Here is a 20,886-nt window from a genome sequence, read left to right as displayed (position 1 = left end):
GTTTTCTTGATAACACTGATTCCGTTCCTGGTCGTTTACCCTTAATGATGATGAAGTGCACGTCATCGTAAAAATCCTTTCCATCCCATCCAGACGGGGTGGCAGTAACCTTTCTCATGGCACCACCCTTTCCGACATACGTCTTTCCGGCTTTGATCTCTGAGGAAAACACCTGTATCCTCCCCCTTAAAAGCATGATTCTCGAAAATTCAGGATCATATGTTCGGTTTCATGGCCGAAAAGGGCCGTTATTCGCCGCGATACTCTTTCGGATTAATACCATCCGGAACACGCCATCCGTTGCCAGCGATCCGGTCGATCAGTCGTTTGGCCGACTCAAACGGCCAGGTTCCCACATGCTCGAATCCTCTCTGTTCCAGAAAGCGGATCTGCTTTGGTGTGGTTAGTCCCTCGGAACGTCGCTTATCCAATCGCTCCAATAACTTTGTTGCTTTGCCGGCATTGTCGATTTCATCCGGCATGATGCCAAGCTTCTCCAACGTCTTGATCTGCGAGTCACTTGGTGGAGCCATCTCCCATCCGAACGACGGCACATAGCTGGAGAGGTCTTCCGCCTGTATACTCATTTCGAACTGCAGCGGATCCACGAGTTTGCGTTTCCGTCGCTTCATTTCTTCAAGCTGCTTTGCCAGGGCTTCCTCACGCTGAGCTATGACATCTTCGGCAGCCTGTTTCTCGACTGTCTCGAGATCCAACGCGATGCCGGCTTCCTCAATCTGCTTGGTCATGGCTTTGGCTACTTCCTCATTCTCTGCAATCAAATGGGCAGGATGGCAAAGTTCATGCCGTTCCGTATGCCATAAGAAGTCCAGTAGCAATAATTCTTCTTTTCCAGGATGAAGCCGGGTACCTCGCCCAACCATCTGTGAATATAGAGAACGTACTTTTGTCGGCCGCAGGACAACGACACAATCGACGCTGGGACAGTCCCAGCCCTCCGTAAGTAACATGGAGTTGCACAAAACGTTGTATTTACCTTTATCAAAATCCTCTAGCACTTCTGCCCGGTCCTGTGAATCCCCGTTGACTTCCGCGGCACGAAAGCCTATGGAATTTAGAATGCCGGTGAATTTCTGACTGGTCTTAACCAAAGGGAGAAAGACAACAATTTTTCGATCTTTGGCGACCTTCCACATCTCAGCAGCGATTGATTCCAGATATGGGTCTAATGCCGTACCCAAGTCACTGCTTTTGAAGTCTCCGGCCTGCTGTCCAACCGCTGATAGGTCAAGCCTTAAGGGAATCGTCATCGCCTTGATTGGGCTTAGATATCCCTCCTTGATCGCTTTGGGTAGTGTATATTCATAGGCAAGGCTTTCAAAGTAGGAGCCCAGGTTACGCATATCGCCCCGATCCGGTGTGGCAGTCACGCCGAGAACGTTCGCCCCTTCGAAATACTGGAGCACGCGCTGGTAGCTGTCTGATATACAATGGTGGGCCTCGTCGATGATAATGGTATCAAAATAATTTGCAGCGAATTGCCGCAGCCTTTTATCCCTCATAAGGGTCTGGATGCTGCCGACAACGACCCGGTACCAGCTGCCGATCGAGGTCTGCTCGGCTTTCTCCGTCGCGCATTTCAATCCGGTTGACTTCTCCAGCTTGTCGGCTGCCTGATCCAACAGCTCGCCCCGGTGGGCCAGGACGAGCACACGCTCGCCCAGGGTCACCCGGTCCTCAATTACCTTGCTAAATACGATCGTCTTTCCGCAGCCTGTAGGAAGCACCAGAAGCGTCCTCTTGATGCCTTTGACCCATTCTTCTTGGATGGATTCCCTTGCAGCCTGTTGATAATCACGTAGTTCCATGGGTTTGGTTACCTCCTAAAACTGGCCTGGCGTGAAACCGCCAGATTGTTGTTGGGAAGCCCCAGGGAATGGCGCTTGTTGCTGGGACTGCTGATTATATTGCGTTTGTTGGTTATATTGCGGTTGTTGATTGTATTGGGGCTGCTGAGACTGTTGGGACTGTTGCCCCCCGTATAGGTCTTCGTAGGAGTAGAATGTCTTCACCTGATTATTCGTTTTCTCCTCACCATCCCGACCTTTGAACTTGTTGATTTCTAGTTTCAATCGTCCGCGGGCTCCCACGACCGCATTCCAGTTCATGCGCAGCGGCTCACCCTTTTTCTTCTGGCCAATCCCAGCGAAGAAATTGGACAACAGCCCTTCAGTTTTGGTGTGCAAGAATAAGTTATGGAAAACAACCACGTCGCCATGTTCAGGTGAATGCACCGTCAATTCCAATTTTGCCTGATTGCAAGCCGGCATCTTTTCGCTGCCCGGAAATCGTCCACGCTCAAACTTTGCAACCGTAAAATCGTAGTCCCCTGCAGGAAGAATGGTGAACTCCCCACCATCCTTTTGAATCTCGTCTTCCCAGCCTAATTCTCTTTCCACGTTTTGACTCATGTATAATTCCTCCTAATGTCTTATGAAAATGGAATTTGATTTCTTGTTTCTTGGACCATGCCGTAAACCTGCTGCCACGCTGCTACCAGGACACCCTCAATAAAGCCAGGATCATAATTCGTAATTGGTGTATCTTGCGGGTAATAGCCCTTCTGACTCACAACGGCCTGTATTTCATATTCTTGCACTCCATGTTGAACCATCAGATCATAAAGAGATCGCGGTATATTTGGATTCAGTTCCGGCTGTTGTGTTGGGTTTGTCGGCTTATCTGGTTGCTGAGTTTGCACCACCGGAGCCTGCTCAGGTATCGATGTTGCTGCTGGCTGTTGTTGTGTCGGCTGGGATGCTGCGGCGTGTGTCGGCTGCGTTTGAATCGCTGGCGTTTGTTGTGAAGCCACTGCCGAAGTAGGCTGGCTAAAGATATGAGCAATTCGTCCATAATCGAGCGGCAATTCATCCGGCAGGCCGTGGCGATTTTTTGCGTCCCATGCAGGATGATGCGTGGTATACATAGTTCTTGTACCGCCCTGTGCTTTGTGTTTTTTCCCTTTGTCGTCGGTTGCAATACTGTAGGTCTTATAATTGATGAACAACACGATGTCAGCCCATTCCTTAACGAGAGGTGCTGTTCTTGATCCCGTCTTTTGCCCGAGCTTCAATTGATAGCGATCATAGGCGCCCATCTCATCTGGTTGTTCGAATTTGGTGATTTGCGCATGCGCAGTCAACACTACGTGGATGCCAGCCTCGACTACATCACTGAGCAGATTAAGAAAACGCCCGATTTCCTCAGCAACATAGATATATCCCTTGCCAAATCCAAAGTCTTCAACACCGTTTTTGTTGTGAGTAGCACAGACGCTTTCGACGCAAAGCATTTCGGCCCAATCTACTGTATCGATGATCAGCGTGCCGAATCGAGCTGGCCCCTGCTGTTTCACCCATTGCACTTGCTGCTTGAGCATTTCCCAACTGGATGGCTTCTGCAGACGCTGAACGTTCAGTTGCTTGGTTGATCCCTCCGTGTCGATAAAAACAGGATTAGGGAATTGGGCAGCAAGTGATGATTTTCCGATTCCCTCCGGCCCATAAAGAACTACTTTTTGGGCTGTCTGAACAGTGCCACTGATTACTTCAAACATCAGAACTCACCTGCTTTCCATGTTTTGGGTTCTGCTGGCGGTGTCGGCTGCGGCGCTGTAGCCTGCTCCTCCCCTGCAACGTAACCGTCTTCGATGATGATGGAGCATTCTTCTCCGGTGCTGACTCGAGTCGCAATGGCTTGGAGTCCTTCCTGTTCCAGCCACTGGCCGAATTCTTTCAACGTTTCTAAATCCATCTGTTCCAATTTGTCTAATAGGATAAATCCGCAATCAGGTTTCAGTTTCCGTACAATCGACGTGGCTACCATCAGTTGATCCGCGCCGCTCATGTTATCCCATTTCTGTCCCTTGTAAATCAGTTCACCATCCTCCACAGATAATCCCGGCAAAGGTAGGTTTGCATTCGTCAGCAGATCCGTCTTATGCTTGCGGATCTCATTGATTTCTGAAGTCAGTTGCTCGTACTGTTGGCGATATTCGCCGGCATCCGTCTCAGCCTTGTCTTTGTCCAGATTCGCCCTTACCTTCCGGTTGATCTCATCGATCTGCTGGATGTTGGCTTCAAGCTCCGAAGTTGATTCATCGACTAGATCGATCGCGTCCTTCTGAGCGATGGCCAAGTCTGCTTCAAGTTGTTGAGATTTCAAGATGGCATCATCAAGTAGTCTCTTCAACCGCTCAACCTCTTCCTTCTGGCTGAAATGTGCTGCCTGAATCTGTGCCAGCCGCTGCCGCTTGCGCTGGTTCTCCCCGTTCTTCGCCAGGAGCTCCTGCTGTTGCCGGATCAACTCGCTGGCTGACACCAGTTCCTTCGGCGCGTCCGGGTAGAACGGTTGTTCCTTGGCATACTTGACTTTTTGATCGGCAATCTGACCGATGGCGTGACGGCGGTTGTAAACTTCCTGTTCCTTCACCTCAAGCTCGTGCAACTTGCTGCCCACGCCGATTATTTGAAGTAGGATGTTCGCTTTCTCCTTATTGGACGCATTCATAAACTTAGGTAAGTCAATCGCCAATTCTTCAACGAAGCTATCAAGGAGCTGCTGGCCGCCTTTCTGGCCGTTCGGGTCGATGACCTTTAAATCGCTGTTCTTACCCTTGCGCTCGACGATCAGACCGTTGGAAAGAACGATATGCAAATATGGTGGTATTGTGGACCCTTCCCGGTTTGCTTGGGACGGTCGATACTTATTCCCGCCCAATCCCCAGGCGAGGGCGTCCAGAATGCTCGTTTTCCCTTGACGATTCTTTCCACCGACAATCGTTAGACCGGCTGAGCTCGGCTCAATTTTCACCGCTTTGACCCGTTTGACGTTTTCGATTTCCAATTTGCTGATTGTAACCATGTGCACCCTTCTTTCGTCTCTTAGATTTAGGAAAGAGCGGCGTGCAGACCGCTCGTGATTTGATTAGAAACTTATGCGATAACGACTACTTGTTCGGCCTCAATCAGGTCAAACAGTTCTTCCGCGAGGTATGAGGAAACTGCCTCGATAGCCGAGTTTCTCCATGCTCCTCCATCAGCCTCAAACAAGGCCGCCAGCGGTCCGTTCTTCATCCGGAATACAAAAGCACTCTCGGGCTGATCCACTTCGACAAATGTACGGTACGGAGCCAGAATCACTGGGTTAGGGACCTTCACATCCTCCACAGTTGCGACCCCGGTCTTGGCTACCACAGATTGCGAAACACCGTCGTCTCCCACTTGGCGTACGTTCTCTTCCTTGATGTTGCCGACGACTTTCAGAAGCTTCGAGCGGTCTCCAATATCCACGAATCCAGACAACAGCTTGATGATGAAATCCTCAGCATCGTAGAAAAAATCAAATCGATAATTGGGCAGTAATGCTTCCGCCCTAATAATTTCTCGACGCGCGTAATCGTTGTTATACGATGAAATGACTGTCACTTCAGTAGGGCTGACGACGTGGACCAAAAGTGGAGCTTCCTTATCAAATTCAGATTTCAGGTAATCCACCAATCCGGACAGGTTACGCACAACGAGCGGCGCCGGCGTTGGTTCAAGCACTTTGTAAAGCTGTCGAGTTGCATAATGCTGCCCATTGACTTCAATGACTTCCATTTGTCCATGCTCCGAGAGATATTCCAATGCATTACGATTTAACATAGATAATTCCTCCTAAGATTTTGTTTTATGGATTAATAGATTCTCTTGATCTTATGACCGGTGTCATCGCGGACGTCGCCTTCATCGTCCATGTAGGTCTGGCCCTGCATGCTGGACTTGAGCTCAGCACCGACCACTTTCCCGTCATTGTCACGGTCCATAATGATGGTGGTCATCAGCTCCTTGGACGGGGCCGACGTGGTTGTCGCCTGGATCGTAACTTCCGCAACCTCCCGTTTGTCATCAGGCTTGATTGTCAGCGCTAGACTGATTTTCCGGGTGGCTTTTGCGTTGGTATTGGGATCCCCAATATTAGCGAATACCTTTTCCAGTTCCTGCTCGAAACGTTCGACAACGCCGCCGTTTGCCAAGGATTCCAGTGTGATTTTTGCACTCTTACTCATTTTGATACTCCTCCTATATGAAAAATTTGTTTTTAACTAACACTAATTATCGAACCAGAAGACGATACGAGCGCTTTCCAGATCATCTCCGGCCAGCTCATTCAACTTCGACAGCGACCACTCACACCATGTACCGAGGGCTTCCCTCAGAGGTTCTTTCCACTGGACCAAAGTGTAATAATCGCGAGGATCCCCAAATAAGAAACCATTTTCTATTCCTTCCTTCATTTCGCGGTTAGTTACGTGACGAACACCTCCGCCGCCTACACCACCACACCATCCAGATGGGGATCCCTTCTCCTGGAATTCTTTGAATTGTGGTACGTTAACCCAGCCTTCACGGGAAATTACCTGATCCCAGTTATAAGCATTTAGTTCCGCAATTGTCAGCCAAGAGTGATTATGACCGTCACCATTCCAATATTCGGCAGAATCACGGACTTCCGAGGACATATCATCTGGTAAAGCCTTAGGGTCTGATACCGGCATCAAATCATGTTTGGCTCGAACACCTGCCAGCACTTCAAACAGAAGGTAATGACGGCCTTCCCAAATATAATCTGTTGTTCCATTTTGCAGTTCTGCCAGACGACTTTCCCAATAGTCAACAGAATCAAATGCGCCGCGCTTTTTGCAGCCTTCAATAACCCTTCTGATTCCCTCGATTTCCGGTTCATTTACTCCTTTGACTGCTTCCCATTTGCCTGTGTCTGCATTTCTTTTCTCTACGAACAGATGGATATCGCATCCCATATGCTTGATTCTCCTCTCGGCCGGTGTTACACTGACCTTAATATGCTGATTGTTTGATTTGCAGTTTGACGGGTCCTACGCCGTTCAAGCTGCATTTTTTTTCATTCTTGATGCCAGGCTGACATATTGCCGGCGGTAGATCTCCCGGAGCTGTGCAGACTTCGTCGTTTCGATCAACTGCTGCAGATTCCCACAAGTCAGGATCCTTAGTCTCTTGTTCACCTTCCTGTTTCACCTCCTTTCAATTCTCCATCCATTCTGATAGGACTTTTGACTCCCTCTGTCGAATATTGGTTGTTGTTCAGACTTACCAATGAAGGGAGGTGAATCTATGCGTGATTTAACGATTAGCTCACTGTTTGGTGATGCGGATATTGATATGGAATGCCCTTCTTGCAACACTACTTTTAAAGTTAAATTCCAAGATGTTTTGGAAGAAGGTAATTCTGTCATTTGTCCTGGCTGCAACCAGGAAATTAGAATCGAGCATGATCAAACAGCAAAGAAAAGTTTAGAAGACGGAAATGAGTCACTTCATGAGTTCAACAAAGCCTTTAAAGATTTAGAAAAAACATTCAAGAAGTTTTAAACGCCCCGTAATTCGTTAACTTTTTCCAACTTGGTCAATATGCGATCAAGTTGGTTTTCTATTTCATCAAGTTTCGTAGTTAAAGGTGTAGTATCAAAATCCAACGTCGCACTGACATCCGTTTTAATTGATTTTTGTTCATTATTTAATTGAGTCACGTCCTCACCTCCCTCCCAGCAATCACCGTTACCACGCCGAGTTTATCGACCAGACATCTCCCTGAGCAAACCAGCTCATGGCCTATTTTTGTCACCGGTTGCCCGAGAAGAATTTCCTTACCGCATTTCTCATTAGCACAGTAATCCACGACTTCGTTTTCTACAGCGAGATTTAAACGTTTAATCACTTTGGCCCTCCTTTTTGTAATGCATCTTTTCCTGTTCTTTTTTCCAGAGATCTATCGATGCTGAACTAAACAATAATTTCGGCCTACCCCTTCCAGTAGAACTAAGAGGTATATGAGGTATTCGTTTATTAGCGCAGAGCTTATAAAGCATTTCTGGGGATATCCCGATATATGGAGCGGCTTCATTCACATCCATAGTTATATCTGGCCTGCTATTTGACTCAGTTTTTAGTTGTTCGATAATCGTCGGAAGCAGCTTCTCTGCCACTCTTTCAGCGATGGCTTCCAAGAACTCGGTAGCAGCTTTTTCTCCGATCATGTTGTTCACCTACTTTTGATAATTAAATTATCATCCATGTCAAAAAAATATTTCCAGAATAATCCTATCGCTAGTTGACGATAATATTATTATCAATTATAATACAAAACAGATAATAAAATTATCGCTTTGGGCACACTTAAACAAGACTAAGATTATCAAAGAAATCCGGGAATAATTTTTCGACTGGTTCACCAAAGTAATTTGAGAACTTGAACATCAAATCCCTGCCAGGAGTATAGGTTCCATTCTCAATCATTCGAACGTAAACCGTTGATATTCCAAGTTCAGAAGCAACTAAAGACTGAGAGCCTTTAGATTTACGACACTTTCTAAAAAGTTCTCTTTTTGCTCTCTTCACACTAGCACCTCCTTTGTGTACTTCTGATTATATTTGATAATTTAATTATCGTCAACCCGTTTTGATATTTTTTTTATCATTAATTTTCAGGAGGCTGAATTATGAAAATCGGAGACAGACTAACGCAGCTTAGAAATAAGAAAGGATTGACCCAAGATCAGCTTGCAGAAGCACTTGGTGTGAAAAGAGCCAGGTATAACTCATGGGAAAACAACATAGCAAAGCCAGACATTGAGATGATAGCCAAACTTGCTGCATTACACAAAGTATCATCGGATTACATTATTGGTGTTGATACCCCTACCCCTGAATGGGCGACTTACAAGGATAAACGTGATTTTAAAAATATGTTGGAAGATAATGCCGAAGTGATGTTTGACGGAGTTCCGATATCTGACAATGACAAAGAGAAAATTAAAAGGGTTATGGAGGCCATGTTTTGGGACGCTAAAAAGAAAAATAAAAGGAAGCCGACTGAGTAAAACCTCTGGAGGTATTATCATCTATGAAAGATATTACAACCAAACTAGTGAAGAGGCACAAAACAAACTGCCCTTTTACCATAGCGCGTGAGTTAAATATTAACATCAGTTTTGAGGATTTAGGCGATGACACCAGAGGTTTTTACTACAAAGTACTTAGGCGCCGTTATATCTGTATACATAAAGATCTATCAGATGAATGGAAAAGATTCGTGTGCGCTCACGAACTAGCTCACGCTGTAATCCACAAAGGTGTAGGTCAATTTTTTGTGGACAAACATTCATTTTTCCTACCAGGTAAATTAGAAAGGCAAGCCAATGAATTTGCAGTAAAGCTACTTCTTCATGGGGTTACTTTAGATGAGAATGACACAGTTGCATCATTGCTTGCCAGAAAAGGCATACCTTACGAAATGAAAGATTATATAGGGGGGGCGCTGATAAAATGGCAGACTATGAACCTAGAGGGGAAAACTCGTGGCGGCTTACTATCAGCCTTGGCAAAGGGCCGAACGGAAAAAAAATAAGAAAAAGAAAAACAGTGACCGTTGAGGATCCTGCTATTTTAAAATCGAAAAAAAAGCTTGATCAATACCTTAATGAAGAGTGGTTGAAATTCAAAATTGAAGTTGAAGCCGGGGCATATATTGACGCAAGCAAAATGAAATTTTCTGATTTTGTAAACGAATGGAGAGAGAAGTACGCTTCTAATCCTAAAAATCTTTCCCCGACAACATTAGAAATTTACGAAGTACACATTAAGTCAAGAATCATTCCGGCATTCGGACATATGCGTATTGACCAAATCAATGCAATGAAAATCGTGACTTTTCTCAATGATTTAGAAAAACCCGGATCTCGCTTAGATGGACGTGATGATCCTCTCGACGTCAGCACTATAGGTTATATTTTTAGAGTTCTTAAAAACATCTTTGCTCGGGCGGATGAGTGGAACGTTATAAAAGAAAATCCTATGGACGGACTATCTAAACCAAAAGAGAAAGATGCTAAAACAAAAATGTTAGAACAGCGCAAAAATCCTCAGTTCTATGATGAAAAAGAAGCACAGTTAGTTGTTGATGCGTTATATAAAGAAAGCAGAAAATGGAGGTTGCTAATTCTCGGATCAATGATTGGCGGATGCCGGCGCGGAGAGCTGATAGCTCTTGAATGGCAGTTTGTTAATTTTGAAGATGGATACATTGAAATTGATAACAATATCCCGTTAACCAAAGATGGGAAAGCTGTTGAGAAGGCCCCAAAGTCAACAGCATCATATAGGACTATTGATATGCCAGATTGGTATATAGACGAATTGAAAACATACTATAGGGAATGGATCTTAGAGAAAAAACATCTTGGTACAAAATGGTTAGGAGAAGAACGCCAGTTTGTTTTCCACAATGGCAAGGGGCAGCCCTATTATTATAAACATCCATCCCGTTGGTGGGAACGTTTTTGTAAACGCCATGATATACGATATATTAAGTTCCACGGCTTAAGACATAGCATGGGGACTTTGTTATTAGAAGATGAAGATGAAACTAATTTCGACTCAATATTAATCGCAATACAAAGACGAATTGGGCATGCGCGGCTTTCTACTACATCAGATATTTACGTGCATGTAACGAAAAAAGTAAAACAAAGAACTGCTGGTAAATTCGATAAATTTTCACGGAAGACAGAATCTAATCTGGGGTCCATTGGGGTCCCGTTGGGGTCCAACATGAGACAATAGGACAGAAATAGAGACTATTCAAAACAAAGTGTTATACGCAAAACCTTTATATGACGGGCTTCTCGGGGTTTGATACAATTCAATACAGTTACGCAAGCTTCCTTGACAGGGTAGGGGTCAGTGGTTCGAGCCCACTACAGATCATCACAAGGAGCCCTTGCGCAGCAAGGGCTTTTTTCTTTTCTTCTAATGGTTGTCTATCTGAATTTCACTTTTTGGGGACGAATTGGGGGACAGAGTCAGTTAGACACTACTTTTAAGCCCGCTTTTTGGTCTTATTTGACCTCATTTCTACTATTATAATAATTTGTTCAAGGGTAACGCCTTCTTTATATAAAGAAAGATAAAAAGAACCGGTTTAATCTTCCTTCCCTCTTCCAGCTGCCGGCGGATGATAGTTTCTTTATGTTCAGGAAGCATCATCCGGCTGGATTCCCAAAGACGTTGCCTTCAAGCTTTTTACGTGTCGTTGTCATTTATAGTGTCCCCGATCTTAGACGAAACGTGATGTTAAAACATTTACGCAATTTCGTTACATCCCAGCCTTATTATGTATACAAAAAAACCTTGAGGTTATTTAAACCCCAAGGTTTTTTCGTTATTCTTCTTTCCAAACAGTATACCAATGTGTTGCTGTAGATTTATCATCATCTATGTACCAAAAAAAGTACTCCACTCCATCAACTGTAATGTAATGTAATGGCGTGAAATAGTCTCTGCTATACTGACTTTTTGGATACATATAACCCGCTTTTACTTTACATGGGTTACAATATTGAGGCGTTATCTCAGATTCTGTCTGTGAGATAGGACTTGCAGATACTGGCGCTGCTACAGTCATAAAAGCAGCAATGATAGAAGAGAATATTACAAATTTTTTCCCCATTCTAACCACGCTAACACCTCCAAATATTTATAAAAGTTAATTTACATAACCCTTAACAATTGTATCATTTGGATATTATTGGAGTATATAGTGTTTAAGGACCATTAAATGGTATAATTATGTATATTTTATTCCGGATTTATCTTTGTCAATTGTCGCATTTGTCCGGGCTATTTATAGAATAGATGACATGACATTAATCCTACCATTACTTCTCGCCTCTTTATTACATAGCCAAGCGCTATAATTCAGGTTAAGAGGTATTTCTATGTTTATTGAACCGATGTTACTTGCTACAGCGCCCGCTCCATTCTCAGACTCGCATACGCGCGCCATAACAACGACTGTTCTCGCCAATATCCTGAGATAGCCAACGCTATATTTCCGCATGACATCGTATTGGACGGCGAAATCGCGTGCGTTGATCCCGCGACTGGCAACTCGGATTTTAAAGCGGTTATGACACGAATCCAGGCGAAGAAGACGGATAAAATTACAGCTTTAGCCGGAACTCTGCCGTCTACATTCGTCAATTTCGACGTGCTGCAGTATAACGGCTACTTCACCGATAGAAGACAAAGAAAAAGGACCCCCGATAGCCTAAGCCGGTAGGGATCCTCTCACATAAATACAACTGTTCAAATCACGTAGGGTCTTTGTCATCCGGGGGAGTATTAAACCCAGAAAGAACCTAAAATGATGACCAACAAGATAAAGAGAACAAGAACTGCTCCGACTGAGTTTTTACCGCCGTATCCACCTTCGTAACCAACTTCACCCATGAGGACTCCTCCTTTCAACGATCTCGATACAAAGTATTCAAAAACTCAAGCAATGCTAGGGCCAATATTCTTATTAACAAAAAAAAACGCCAGCCTAAGCCAGCGAGGTTCTTTTTACCGATGCGGCGCTGATCACATGGATATCACGGGTTGTGTGTTACCCGAGTTTTTTCTCCTTCCCGTCAATGGGGACGGAAAATGGAGCATATGACGCCGTACAAAAAGAGGAAGCTGTCACAAAAGCCATAAAAATGACTGCGGGACAGCTTCTTTTTTTAAAGAAGGAAACCTGAGTTGTAGTTGGCGGGCTACACTCTCATGTATATTCACAGAAATGCCACTTTGCTAATCATTTTCATATGTACATCATCCAAAAATACATAGGGGCTGCAACAACTCCCTCACGTTAAAAACTTCACCCAAGCAGCAATCGAGATAGGCTTGAAAATTAGGCTAAACACTTAGTTAATCACCCAAGCTTATACATAAGTGACCACATATTAATAATATGACTCTAAACAAAGGAGGAATAACCATGAGCGCTGATGCCGGGTATGGCTATGGCCGTAGTGCTGCTTTTGTCTTGGTTCTGTACATTCTTCTCGTTATCATTTTGGCAGCAGGTTTTTGGATCTAAAAACTAATGAAAACAGAAGCTGTTCCAAAAGCCATGAAAATGGCTGCGGGACAGCCCATTTCATAAAAAAACCATTCAGCGAGTCTCGGGGGACGATGGGGGAAACTAAAGAGGGCCAAGTCCCCGTCTTTTGTCCTTACCTAAGACGCAAAAAAATCAATCGAATATCGGTGCTTGATCCCATTCCAACTTAAATTGAGAACCAAACTTTCTGACAGAGTCTATATCAGCCGTAAGCGTGAAGTCTTGATCAGACCCAAAAAAGCCCAACTCATAAATACCTTCTGATTGGCTTCTTCTCCAGCTTAATTGATAGAGATGTTTTTCGAATGACATATATAATCCATCTAATTTGAATCCATTCAGTGTGTCCAACGGAAATTCCGTAGTTACTGTAATATAATTACGAATCGTTAGATTCGTCCAACCGAAATTCAAATCATAGATGAATCGGTTGGAATCATAAAATTTAAAGTTGATTTGGCATCCTTCGTACTTTCCAGGGATACGAGATATAAAATGAAATTCGGCTCGTGTCCCCTCATCCGTGCAATCTCTAAGCACAGGCATCTCTATACCTCCTGCCGACTCAATGTGTCGTCCAGTAATCCGCAGCTCTTTCCACTCTTTGAACGGGCTGTGCCTCTTCTTTCAGCACAATCAGGCTCTGCAATTCCCGCTTGTTCTTAAACATAATATAGCCTTGTTCCTCCAATGAAGCTATGCCCTCCATAATTTCGTTCGGTTTACGTCCCGTTAGGTACTTAAGTAACCGTAAGGTTGGGACACGGCTGCGATGGGCCGGATAGTTGATCAAAATTCGGAGCAGTTTTCGTTCCAGATCAGGAAGCATGCGAACCTCTTCCTTTCTGGGGCCTCCAGGACAGGATGTTGTTTTCATTGAATACCCGGGGCTTTCCCGTCTCCAGGCACGTTGCCCGAATCCGCTGATCCTTAATGCTGTGTATCTGTATTTTGCGCTGGGTAATGTTGCCCTTACGGTCTTCGTATATGATTTCTAAGGTTTGCTCCAGGTATTTCTCAAACATGATGCACTCACCTCTGATAAGAACATTTGTTTGTATTATATGCGAACACTCGTTCTTTTATCAATGTTAATTTTACCCTAATCGGCTTGGCATCCATTACTAACAAACTCGCAATCATTGGAGCATCGATGGAACCGACCGTTAAGGACTCAGCTGTAGCTTCCTAAGTCATAATAAAAACCGGCGCCAACCGGCACCGGCTACTACGACCCATATCTCATTCAACAACCATGAACTTACCACAAATTTGGTGTACCCCAGTCCCCGTATCAATTGGATCAAGATTTATTTCAAAAGTTCTTCCGGCGTCTCTCCGCTATACACAAATACGGGACTTGCAGTATTAACGACAAATACGGCTACCAACGTCAGTGCAGATGCGATGAACGAAAAAAAACGATGACGAATCTTATGGATCCATAACATGAGCTTGTCCTCCTTTCCAGCGTAATAAACTAATAGCCTGGATTAAAAATATGACAGCCAATGTTGGGGACTGAAGGACAAAATTGAACATCACGATGAAGCAGCTAATCAAGCGGAGCTTAGAGTAATGCTTGCTCGGTATCCGGGATTGTCTCTCGATTCGGCTGGGAGCAAACAGCATAACCAGCAACAGACTAAGCGCATTCATAACGAGCACAGCTGCAATCCCCATATCAACGAAAGTCACCAAGGTAAACAGTGCTGTCGTGAACGCAATACAGCCGGCCCCCGTCTTAAGGTGATACCCTCCCGAGAATTGCCTCAGTATTGCGAAGCCCGTCAAGGCTATGACCGCCTCTCTCACGTTACCCGAGAAGATCGAAATCAGCAGCGTGAATACGACAATGAACATCACGTTGAATAGAATGGCGAGCGCGTGCTTCAAAACAGGAACGGAGGACGGATGATCAGGAACCTGACGTTTGATCCTCTCCGCTATCCGCTCTGACAGTCCTTCTATGATCATAAGACTCCCGCTCCTCTGTATTGATGGCATAATACAAGAAGATTCCAAATGTGATTCCAAAGAAGAGAAGATGCAGCCACAGGCGGTTGAGGTAAAACAGAATGGCAATTAATATCAGCACTACGATAATTAAAGCGATCAACAGAATATGTTCAAATTTAATGCGCAGCTTCTCCAGGTCGTACTTAAACCCGATACCGAACCTGTACATCAACCAGGATATCAGCAGTCCCGTCGCTCCTGACAGAACTTGAAGGATGTAACCTTTGGCAGGATCGGTCTGAATGGCATTGATCGATCCGAACACCGTAGTCAAATAGGCGGTTTGAATCAACGCGTAGAACATGTAGCCTATAATGGTGCAAATCGCCGACCAAATGACTGGAATTTTAATGATGGCCGAGAACAAGAACACAAAGATCATTACCGTAATAAGCGGGGCAAGAAAATCGAGCGAGAGTTCATTCCGCATGATGTAACTCTGTAGATTGGCAAGGATCATAACCAGCAGGGCTTGCCATATGTACTCCGTTGTTTTAAATCTAAGCAATGTCATGATCAGTGAATAAATCGCCAGTGTTTCAAAAGTCGAAAACACCATAAACCAAATAGCTTCCATTCAAAGATTTCCTCCCTACACCGTAAAGAAATGGTTTAATGTGTACAACGCCACTTCCCGATTCATCCTGGCTGAGCTGAATGGTTATAACGTCTCTAAGAAACGTATATCTTCAGCCTTCAGATTCTATCGAGTCGTCCCTGAATGATGCATGTTCTTGAGGTCAATTCCGATGGCGCCTGCCATTTCTTATATGTCTGGAAGCTCTGATGAAAAATGCAATAACATCGAACAGCGTCAATAGCTCCGGCTGGTATACAATTACCAAGCACAACGGCCCGGAACTTATAACGCCAAGACGAAGCAAACCACTGCAACGTTCAATCCGCAAAACAAAAAACGAGCATCAATGATCAAGAATCCACGACCTTATGAACATGACTAAGCCAGAATAAACTCGTGTCGCACGATGCGTAACATCCTGACATCATCATCTAAGTCGATTATATAAGGCCATGTAGGCATAACAACAGGTAATTAAATACATATGTGGGGGAATCCATCATGGATCTATGAAGTGTAGAGTTTATAAAAGGAGATAACTAGATATAACTCTATTATATACGAACCTACGTTCCTGTTCAACCATTAAGGAACGACAGAATTTATTTTGTTCTGACATAAACCTTACACAATTAGATATTAAGTTAGGATCAACTAATCTGCATTCCAAGAAGAGGCATCCGCCGGATGCCCCTCCCCTTTTATTCCGTTCTCGTCCCCAACCTTTCAAAGGGATGCGCCTTGTTAGCCGGAATGTTTTTGTGTATGAGTAAAGCAGTCACTTATACAGTCTGGTCCAAGCCAAACCATTGGCAGCCAGCAGCACGACGATATAGGCCGATATACCGTAGGTAACCGTGCTACTAAAATAGTGCAAGCCGCATAACCCGCCGACAACGATAATGAACACCAGCACCCACCAGCCGTCTTTTTGCTGAGCCATATTAAACGCTTGGGAGAACGGCGGATGGCGAAGCATCGCCTTGGCCGACACAGGAATCAGCACCAAGCCGGTAAGAAGAATGATGAGAACGTCCGGTAGGATCCGAATACCGAATATGATCAGGAATACGACCGCATTCACAGTGAACAACGGCAGGAACATTTTTATGGCAAAGGCCTTTAAAGCTCCTTGATATAAGGGACTCATGCTTGGCAGCGGGGCCGCCCCAAACAGCCAGAAGGCCTTGGGTTTACCGGAGAATTTCAACATCATCACGACGGTTACAATCATGATAAGCATGACGTGCAGCACATAGTACGACGATCCCCTGCCGATTTCCGCCAGGGAGGAATTACGGATCGTGGAGAAAAAGAACAAGTAGGGCAGCAGAACGGACAACCCGAGCGTAGGATACACCTTCAGCTTGAATTCTCTCTCGTTCTTCAACATGCTGGCAGATAACCGGAAACATGCCTGTTCCGTGCGGGACCGGCATACGATTTTGGCCAAAAACCTGTCAAACCGACCGCGCTCCCGCCCTTTTCCCGCTTCGCTGTGCGCCAGCTTTTCCAGATACTGCTCGAAGGATGGAATATAACGAAGGTACGCCACCATGAGCAGAACCGGAACGAACACGGCCAGTAAGGATAGGACAATCAGCCACCCGCTCCCCTCGCCGAACATCCATTCAAATGGGGCCGCAAACCATACGGGCGGAAGCAGGACCTGCCACCAGGCCGGCGTAAATACCAAATTGAAATCAATCAAATCAAATGAACGGATCACGAACTGATAGCCGATGGCCAGCGTGGCGGAAAGCCCAATCTGTACATAATTGATCAGATCCTTCAGTTTCTCTCCGTCCCAATATTTCAGCAGCACCAGATATATCATGGAGGTGCCCACCAGTATGAGCATATTCATGAGAATAAGCTCAAGGATGCAGATGAGAAAGAACAGCACGCCATGCTTAAACAGCCCCACGGCAAGTGAAGCAGCCGAAAGCGCTCCGGTCAGCAGAAGCAAATAAATACCGGCATGAATTGATCTTGCCACGCCGACCGTGCGGCCGTCGATCGGTTTCGTCATCAGAATGCTGCGGTCGCGCACATCCAAAAGCACGGATGAGAAATCCGAAATCATGGAGGTCATGATCAGGAACATGAGGATGGCGGACAGGATGCTCATCGGCATCAGATATTCCGGATCGCTCCAGAACACAAACGGCGTCAGGACAAGCCCGATTAAGCCATACAGCCAGAGGGAACTGACAAACAGGTTTTTGTCCTGCTCTTCAGCCTTCCGGCTGTTTGAAGATAATATGACGGGTGCCCGCCTCGAGTCCATCAGCAGCTTGACATGCAGGATCCGCCGCAGTGTTTCATAGTCGACGCCCATTCTCGAGATAACCCCTTGAAACCGATCCAGCAGCTTCAGCATTCGAAATGAAACTTCCGGGCCCGCCATATCAGCTCCCCTCCCGAACGATCGATACGAACCGCTCCGCGATGCTGGCATGGTCATTGAAGCCCGTCAGCTGATTGAACACCTCTTCCAGCGACCCTTCATGGGAATGCTGCTGCAGCTCTTTGAACGTTCCGTCCGCCACCACCCGGCTGTCTGCGAGCAGAACGATCCGGCTGCTGATTTTCTCGACAACGTCCATAATATGCGAGGAATAAAAAATCGTCTTGCCCTGTGCCGACAGCTGCGCCAGCACCTCCTTGACCACCATCACGCTGTTTGCATCCAGCCCGCTTAAGGGCTCATCAAGGAACAAGAGATCCGGATCATGCAGGAGACTCGAGATCAGCAGCACCTTTTGCCGCATTCCTTTTGAAAACGTGGCGATCCGAGCATGGTAAGCCTTTTCCAAGTCAAAGCAGTCCATCAAATGTTTGGCCTTATAATCCGCAGCATCGTATGTAAGTCCGTACAATTCGCCAATAAAAGTCAGATATACCGCGGCCGTTAACTGATCGTATAATTCCGCCACCTCGGGCACATACCCGATTCTCCGTTTATAATCGATATTCCCGTCGGAAATATCCTGGCCGAATATGCGGACCGTTCCCGTATACCCTTCAACCAGCCCAAGCATAATTTTAACCGTCGTGCTCTTTCCCGCCCCGTTCGGACCGATATATCCTATCATCTCGCCGCGGTTGACCTTCAGATCGATCCCGTTCAATACATAACGGTTATCATATTTCATGCGCAGGTCTTCAATCGATAACACTTCATTTTCGGACATGATTGATTCTCCCATTCCCTCTTTTGTCGTCTCATACCTACCTTATTATGGAAGCGCGGGAAAATCAACCGTTGGTGGTATACTCGCTCTGCAAAAGCCCCATGTGCACAATGTCATGCCAGGCACCGTTCCGGTACAAGCTCTGTCTGGAGCTGCCTTCGTGGACGAAGCCTATTTTTTCATACAGCTTGATCGCTTTATGGTTAAAGGAGAACACCCGCAGGCTTACCCGGTGCAGATTCAGCTCCAAAAAGGCATAATCCAGCAGCAGCTTCATCGCTTCCGAGCCGTATCCCCTGCCCCAATAATTCTTATCGCCGATGTCGATGATGCACTCCGCATTGCGATTCTTGAAATCGATGCCGACCAACGACATGATGCCGATCGGTTGGCCTGATTCCTTCGCCTGGATCAGATAGCTCTTCGAGGACGGAGTGCCGAGGATCACATGCTGAACGAAGTCCCTGGTCTCCTCCATTTGGTAAGTATCCAAGCTGGGACTGGTGGATTGCATCACTTCCAGGTCATTGCGCCAGGTATGATACAGCTCCGCGTCATCCATGGTCATTTTTCGACAAGACAATCTAGCAGAATCAAACAGCATTGCTATAAGCCCCTTTCTGTCATCATGATTCAATGGTTATCGGATTTAGCATTTCGCCGAGAGAGTAGAGGAAAGACTCCAGCTGCTCCGGCACGCAAGTCACCCCAGCCCCAAGCTGGAAGGTATCCAGCATGAGTCCGTTGAGAAACGAGATCATGTACCGTGCGATGGCTTCAGGTTCCAGACGCGGCCGAAACTCCTCTTGCTCCTCCCCCTTCCGGATGACCCCGCACAGAGCCTCTACCGTAATCTGATAGCGCTCGGTAATATAGGGATCTCCTTGCTTCGCATGATCATAAGAGGAAGACAGGAAATATTCCGCCCTGGCGAGTACAAGCGAGTGATGGATCAGCGAGATGTCCTCCTGCTGTTTCTTGATCCAGTCCAACAATTGCTTCCATATCGAATGTGGCGAATCCGGTTCAAAAAAACGGAGCGCCTCCTGATCGTCATAACGCAGAACCTCCAAAAAAACATGCTCCACATTGCCAAAATACGCGTACACGGCGCCGCGGGATATGCCGGCTTCCTCCATGATGTCCTGCATCACGGTGCGGGTATAACCCTTCCTAATAAAGACGCGCCTGGCTGCCCTCAAGATTTCAAGCTTTTTCTGCTGCTTGTATTCGTCGCTGACCCTTGGACACATAATCCTCCCCACCTTCGACCTTAAACTGACACTGGTATCGTTTTTCATGCCATATTATAAACGACACTCATGTCGTTTTCAAATACCATCCAGTAATTTACGCTGACCCCTTACAGCAAAGTCCCATAAAAGGACAAGTTGAGCGCAGCCATGACACTATCGTTTTTTAGATGGAATGTCCCATTATGCCCCTGTCGCTTGATCTTTGAAAACAACTTGTTCTATTTCCGGCAGCTGCACATTTCCGTCAACATTCGCGAATCCCCGCATATATATGGGGGAGAACGAAAAGAGGTGATCGGACATCATTAAGGGCATCGGCCGCATACTGGTCTTCGCCTTACTGCTCGCATTCTTTCTCCCCTCCGTTACCCAAGGTGCGGCAGCAGGACAGAAGCTGGACAGTAAGTACACCAAGTACGCACAGTTTATCGTCATTGACAAATCCACCAACAAGCTGACGTATTACGAAAAAGGCAAGGTCATAAAAACATTCCCCGTGGCCACCGGCAAAAAACCCTCCTATACGCCGGAAGGACTGTTCAAAATCCACGAAAAAGTGAAGAACAGACCGTACTACAAGGAAGGCATCAAGGGAGGAGATCCCCGCAACCCGCTTGGGGACCGCTGGCTCGGCATTAATGTGAAAGTGAACGGCCGAACCAGTTACGCTTATGCCATCCACGGCAACAACAACGCGAATTCGATCGGAAAGTACGTATCCGCGGGTTGTATCCGGATGCACAACAAGGACGTGCGATGGCTCTACGACAAGGTAAAAATGAACACCCCCGTCCTCATCCAAAAATAAGGCGCGACCATGAAAAAGCCAAACACTGCACAAGTG

Annotated in this window: 30 protein-coding genes and 1 pseudogene; 7 read left to right on the top strand and 24 right to left on the bottom strand. The window is 45.9% G+C overall.

All coding sequences use genetic code 11. From position 1 onward, the window contains the following. Window positions 1–248: 248 nt before the first annotated feature. The 8 genes from P0X86_RS10220 to P0X86_RS10185 all read right to left on the bottom strand — a co-directional run bounded on the left by P0X86_RS10220 (window position 249) and on the right by P0X86_RS10185 (window position 7,045). Entirely contained in the window at window positions 249–1,829 is a 1,581-nt protein-coding gene (locus tag P0X86_RS10220; RefSeq protein ID WP_277748426.1) for a DEAD/DEAH box helicase, read from the bottom strand. Window positions 1,830–1,844: 15 nt separating this feature from the next. Beyond that, window positions 1,845–2,432: a hypothetical protein gene (locus tag P0X86_RS10215; RefSeq protein WP_277748425.1), complete on the bottom strand. Its 588-nt coding sequence runs from the start codon at window positions 2,430–2,432 to the stop codon at window positions 1,845–1,847. Window positions 2,433–2,452: 20 nt separating this feature from the next. Further along, window positions 2,453–3,577: an AAA family ATPase gene (locus tag P0X86_RS10210; RefSeq protein WP_277748424.1), complete on the bottom strand. Its 1,125-nt coding sequence runs from the start codon at window positions 3,575–3,577 to the stop codon at window positions 2,453–2,455. Further along, on the bottom strand, window positions 3,577–4,884 hold the full coding sequence (locus tag P0X86_RS10205) for an AAA family ATPase (protein WP_277748423.1): 1,308 nt from the start codon (window positions 4,882–4,884) through the stop codon (window positions 3,577–3,579). The genes P0X86_RS10210 and P0X86_RS10205 overlap by 1 nt, the downstream gene beginning before the upstream one ends. A gap of 71 nt (window positions 4,885–4,955) precedes the next feature. Further along, a complete protein-coding gene (locus tag P0X86_RS10200) occupies window positions 4,956–5,666 on the bottom strand; it encodes a hypothetical protein (protein ID WP_277748422.1) in 711 nt (236 codons plus the stop codon). Between the two features lie 32 nt (window positions 5,667–5,698). Beyond that, window positions 5,699–6,070, bottom strand: coding sequence for a replication terminator protein (locus P0X86_RS10195; protein ID WP_277748421.1), 372 nt, complete (start codon window positions 6,068–6,070; stop codon window positions 5,699–5,701). A gap of 42 nt (window positions 6,071–6,112) precedes the next feature. Next, window positions 6,113–6,823 carry a hypothetical protein gene (locus P0X86_RS10190; RefSeq protein ID WP_277748420.1) on the bottom strand — a complete coding sequence of 237 codons (711 nt, stop codon included), beginning with the start codon at window positions 6,821–6,823 and terminating at the stop codon, window positions 6,113–6,115. Window positions 6,824–6,907: 84 nt separating this feature from the next. Then, window positions 6,908–7,045 carry a hypothetical protein gene (locus tag P0X86_RS10185; RefSeq protein ID WP_277748419.1) on the bottom strand — a complete coding sequence of 46 codons (138 nt, stop codon included), beginning with the start codon at window positions 7,043–7,045 and terminating at the stop codon, window positions 6,908–6,910. Between the two features lie 109 nt (window positions 7,046–7,154). Here P0X86_RS10185 and P0X86_RS10180 point away from each other — a divergent pair, with 109 nt between their 5' ends. Then, on the top strand, window positions 7,155–7,412 hold the full coding sequence (locus P0X86_RS10180) for an MJ0042-type zinc finger domain-containing protein (RefSeq protein ID WP_277748418.1): 258 nt from the start codon (window positions 7,155–7,157) through the stop codon (window positions 7,410–7,412). Here the strand turns inward: P0X86_RS10180 and P0X86_RS10175 are convergent. The 3 genes from P0X86_RS10175 to P0X86_RS10165 form a co-directional block, all read right to left on the bottom strand. Then, window positions 7,409–7,570 (bottom strand): hypothetical protein, encoded by a 162-nt coding sequence (locus P0X86_RS10175; RefSeq protein WP_277748417.1) that lies wholly within the window; start codon window positions 7,568–7,570, stop codon window positions 7,409–7,411. The genes P0X86_RS10180 and P0X86_RS10175 overlap by 4 nt on opposite strands. 180 nt (window positions 7,571–7,750) lie before the next feature. Beyond that, window positions 7,751–8,077 carry a helix-turn-helix domain-containing protein gene (locus P0X86_RS10170; protein WP_277748416.1) on the bottom strand — a complete coding sequence of 109 codons (327 nt, stop codon included), beginning with the start codon at window positions 8,075–8,077 and terminating at the stop codon, window positions 7,751–7,753. 139 nt (window positions 8,078–8,216) lie between these two features. Then, on the bottom strand, window positions 8,217–8,438 hold the full coding sequence (locus P0X86_RS10165) for a helix-turn-helix transcriptional regulator (RefSeq protein WP_277748415.1): 222 nt from the start codon (window positions 8,436–8,438) through the stop codon (window positions 8,217–8,219). 101 nt (window positions 8,439–8,539) lie between these two features. On the opposite strand from P0X86_RS10165, the gene P0X86_RS10160 reads away from it, so the two are divergent. Genes P0X86_RS10160 through P0X86_RS10150 form a run of 3 tightly spaced genes read left to right on the top strand, consistent with a single transcriptional unit; the run spans window position 8,540 to window position 10,661 of the window. After that, on the top strand, window positions 8,540–8,920 hold the full coding sequence (locus P0X86_RS10160; protein ID WP_277748414.1) for a helix-turn-helix domain-containing protein: 381 nt from the start codon (window positions 8,540–8,542) through the stop codon (window positions 8,918–8,920). Window positions 8,921–8,943: 23 nt separating this feature from the next. Beyond that, a complete protein-coding gene (locus tag P0X86_RS10155) occupies window positions 8,944–9,447 on the top strand; it encodes an ImmA/IrrE family metallo-endopeptidase (RefSeq protein WP_277748413.1) in 504 nt (167 codons plus the stop codon). Continuing rightward, window positions 9,366–10,661, top strand: coding sequence for a tyrosine-type recombinase/integrase (locus P0X86_RS10150; RefSeq protein ID WP_277748412.1), 1,296 nt, complete (start codon window positions 9,366–9,368; stop codon window positions 10,659–10,661). Before P0X86_RS10155 ends, P0X86_RS10150 begins: the two co-directional genes overlap by 82 nt. 348 nt (window positions 10,662–11,009) lie before the next feature. On the opposite strand, the pseudogene P0X86_RS10145 reads toward P0X86_RS10150, so the two are convergent. Continuing rightward, window positions 11,010–11,137, bottom strand: a pseudogene (locus tag P0X86_RS10145) (YolD-like family protein); the annotation flags it as partial. 122 nt (window positions 11,138–11,259) lie between these two features. After that, the gene (locus P0X86_RS10140) at window positions 11,260–11,556 is read right to left on the bottom strand and encodes a hypothetical protein (RefSeq protein WP_041621959.1); all 297 of its coding nucleotides are present in this window, start codon (window positions 11,554–11,556) and stop codon (window positions 11,260–11,262) included. A gap of 300 nt (window positions 11,557–11,856) precedes the next feature. On the opposite strand from P0X86_RS10140, the gene P0X86_RS10135 reads away from it, so the two are divergent. Then, window positions 11,857–12,159: an ATP-dependent DNA ligase gene (locus tag P0X86_RS10135; protein ID WP_347177553.1), complete on the top strand. Its 303-nt coding sequence runs from the start codon at window positions 11,857–11,859 to the stop codon at window positions 12,157–12,159. Window positions 12,160–12,221: 62 nt separating this feature from the next. Here the strand turns inward: P0X86_RS10135 and P0X86_RS10130 are convergent, their stop codons facing one another. After that, window positions 12,222–12,329 (bottom strand): sporulation protein YjcZ, encoded by a 108-nt coding sequence (locus P0X86_RS10130; protein WP_192569185.1) that lies wholly within the window; start codon window positions 12,327–12,329, stop codon window positions 12,222–12,224. A 535-nt stretch (window positions 12,330–12,864) separates the two neighbouring features. On the opposite strand from P0X86_RS10130, the gene P0X86_RS10125 reads away from it, so the two are divergent. Next, window positions 12,865–12,966 carry a YjcZ family sporulation protein gene (locus P0X86_RS10125; RefSeq protein WP_096773114.1) on the top strand — a complete coding sequence of 34 codons (102 nt, stop codon included), beginning with the start codon at window positions 12,865–12,867 and terminating at the stop codon, window positions 12,964–12,966. Between the two features lie 156 nt (window positions 12,967–13,122). Here the strand turns inward: P0X86_RS10125 and P0X86_RS10120 are convergent, their stop codons facing one another. From P0X86_RS10120 to P0X86_RS10075, 10 genes are all read right to left on the bottom strand, one after another. Beyond that, complete coding sequence (locus tag P0X86_RS10120) at window positions 13,123–13,536, bottom strand: hypothetical protein (RefSeq protein ID WP_251493733.1); 414 nt, start codon at window positions 13,534–13,536, stop codon at window positions 13,123–13,125. 19 nt (window positions 13,537–13,555) lie between these two features. Next, entirely contained in the window at window positions 13,556–13,819 is a 264-nt protein-coding gene (locus P0X86_RS10115) for a helix-turn-helix domain-containing protein (protein WP_015734291.1), read from the bottom strand. Then, window positions 13,809–14,015: a hypothetical protein gene (locus P0X86_RS10110; protein ID WP_277748411.1), complete on the bottom strand. Its 207-nt coding sequence runs from the start codon at window positions 14,013–14,015 to the stop codon at window positions 13,809–13,811. The genes P0X86_RS10115 and P0X86_RS10110 overlap by 11 nt, the downstream gene beginning before the upstream one ends. A gap of 285 nt (window positions 14,016–14,300) precedes the next feature. Further along, window positions 14,301–14,441 carry a cyclic lactone autoinducer peptide gene (locus P0X86_RS10105; protein ID WP_009589655.1) on the bottom strand — a complete coding sequence of 47 codons (141 nt, stop codon included), beginning with the start codon at window positions 14,439–14,441 and terminating at the stop codon, window positions 14,301–14,303. Further along, the gene (locus P0X86_RS10100; protein WP_051425425.1) at window positions 14,425–14,967 is read right to left on the bottom strand and encodes an accessory gene regulator ArgB-like protein; all 543 of its coding nucleotides are present in this window, start codon (window positions 14,965–14,967) and stop codon (window positions 14,425–14,427) included. The genes P0X86_RS10105 and P0X86_RS10100 overlap by 17 nt, the downstream gene beginning before the upstream one ends. Then, window positions 14,909–15,586, bottom strand: a complete 678-nt coding sequence (locus tag P0X86_RS10095; RefSeq protein WP_119849230.1) for a hypothetical protein — start codon at window positions 15,584–15,586, stop codon at window positions 14,909–14,911. The genes P0X86_RS10100 and P0X86_RS10095 overlap by 59 nt, the downstream gene beginning before the upstream one ends. Before the next feature lie 781 nt (window positions 15,587–16,367). After that, window positions 16,368–17,999 (bottom strand): hypothetical protein, encoded by a 1,632-nt coding sequence (locus P0X86_RS10090; RefSeq protein ID WP_277748410.1) that lies wholly within the window; start codon window positions 17,997–17,999, stop codon window positions 16,368–16,370. Window position 18,000: 1 nt separating this feature from the next. Continuing rightward, entirely contained in the window at window positions 18,001–18,786 is a 786-nt protein-coding gene (locus P0X86_RS10085; protein ID WP_277748409.1) for an ABC transporter ATP-binding protein, read from the bottom strand. Window positions 18,787–18,850: 64 nt separating this feature from the next. Continuing rightward, on the bottom strand, window positions 18,851–19,390 hold the full coding sequence (locus P0X86_RS10080; protein WP_277748408.1) for a GNAT family N-acetyltransferase: 540 nt from the start codon (window positions 19,388–19,390) through the stop codon (window positions 18,851–18,853). A 22-nt stretch (window positions 19,391–19,412) separates the two neighbouring features. Beyond that, window positions 19,413–20,039, bottom strand: a complete 627-nt coding sequence (locus tag P0X86_RS10075; protein WP_277748407.1) for a TetR/AcrR family transcriptional regulator — start codon at window positions 20,037–20,039, stop codon at window positions 19,413–19,415. A 304-nt stretch (window positions 20,040–20,343) separates the two neighbouring features. On the opposite strand from P0X86_RS10075, the gene P0X86_RS10070 reads away from it, so the two are divergent. Continuing rightward, window positions 20,344–20,850 carry a L,D-transpeptidase gene (locus P0X86_RS10070; protein WP_347177552.1) on the top strand — a complete coding sequence of 169 codons (507 nt, stop codon included), beginning with the start codon at window positions 20,344–20,346 and terminating at the stop codon, window positions 20,848–20,850. Window positions 20,851–20,886: the final 36 nt, after the last annotated feature.

Origin of the sequence: Paenibacillus sp. BR1-192 (assembly GCF_029542445.1) — a bacterium.
Taxonomy (GTDB): domain Bacteria; phylum Bacillota; class Bacilli; order Paenibacillales; family Paenibacillaceae; genus Paenibacillus_AQ; species Paenibacillus_AQ lautus_A.
Note: the sequence above shows the minus strand (reverse complement) of the source record. Positions and strands in the feature narration are given on the sequence as shown.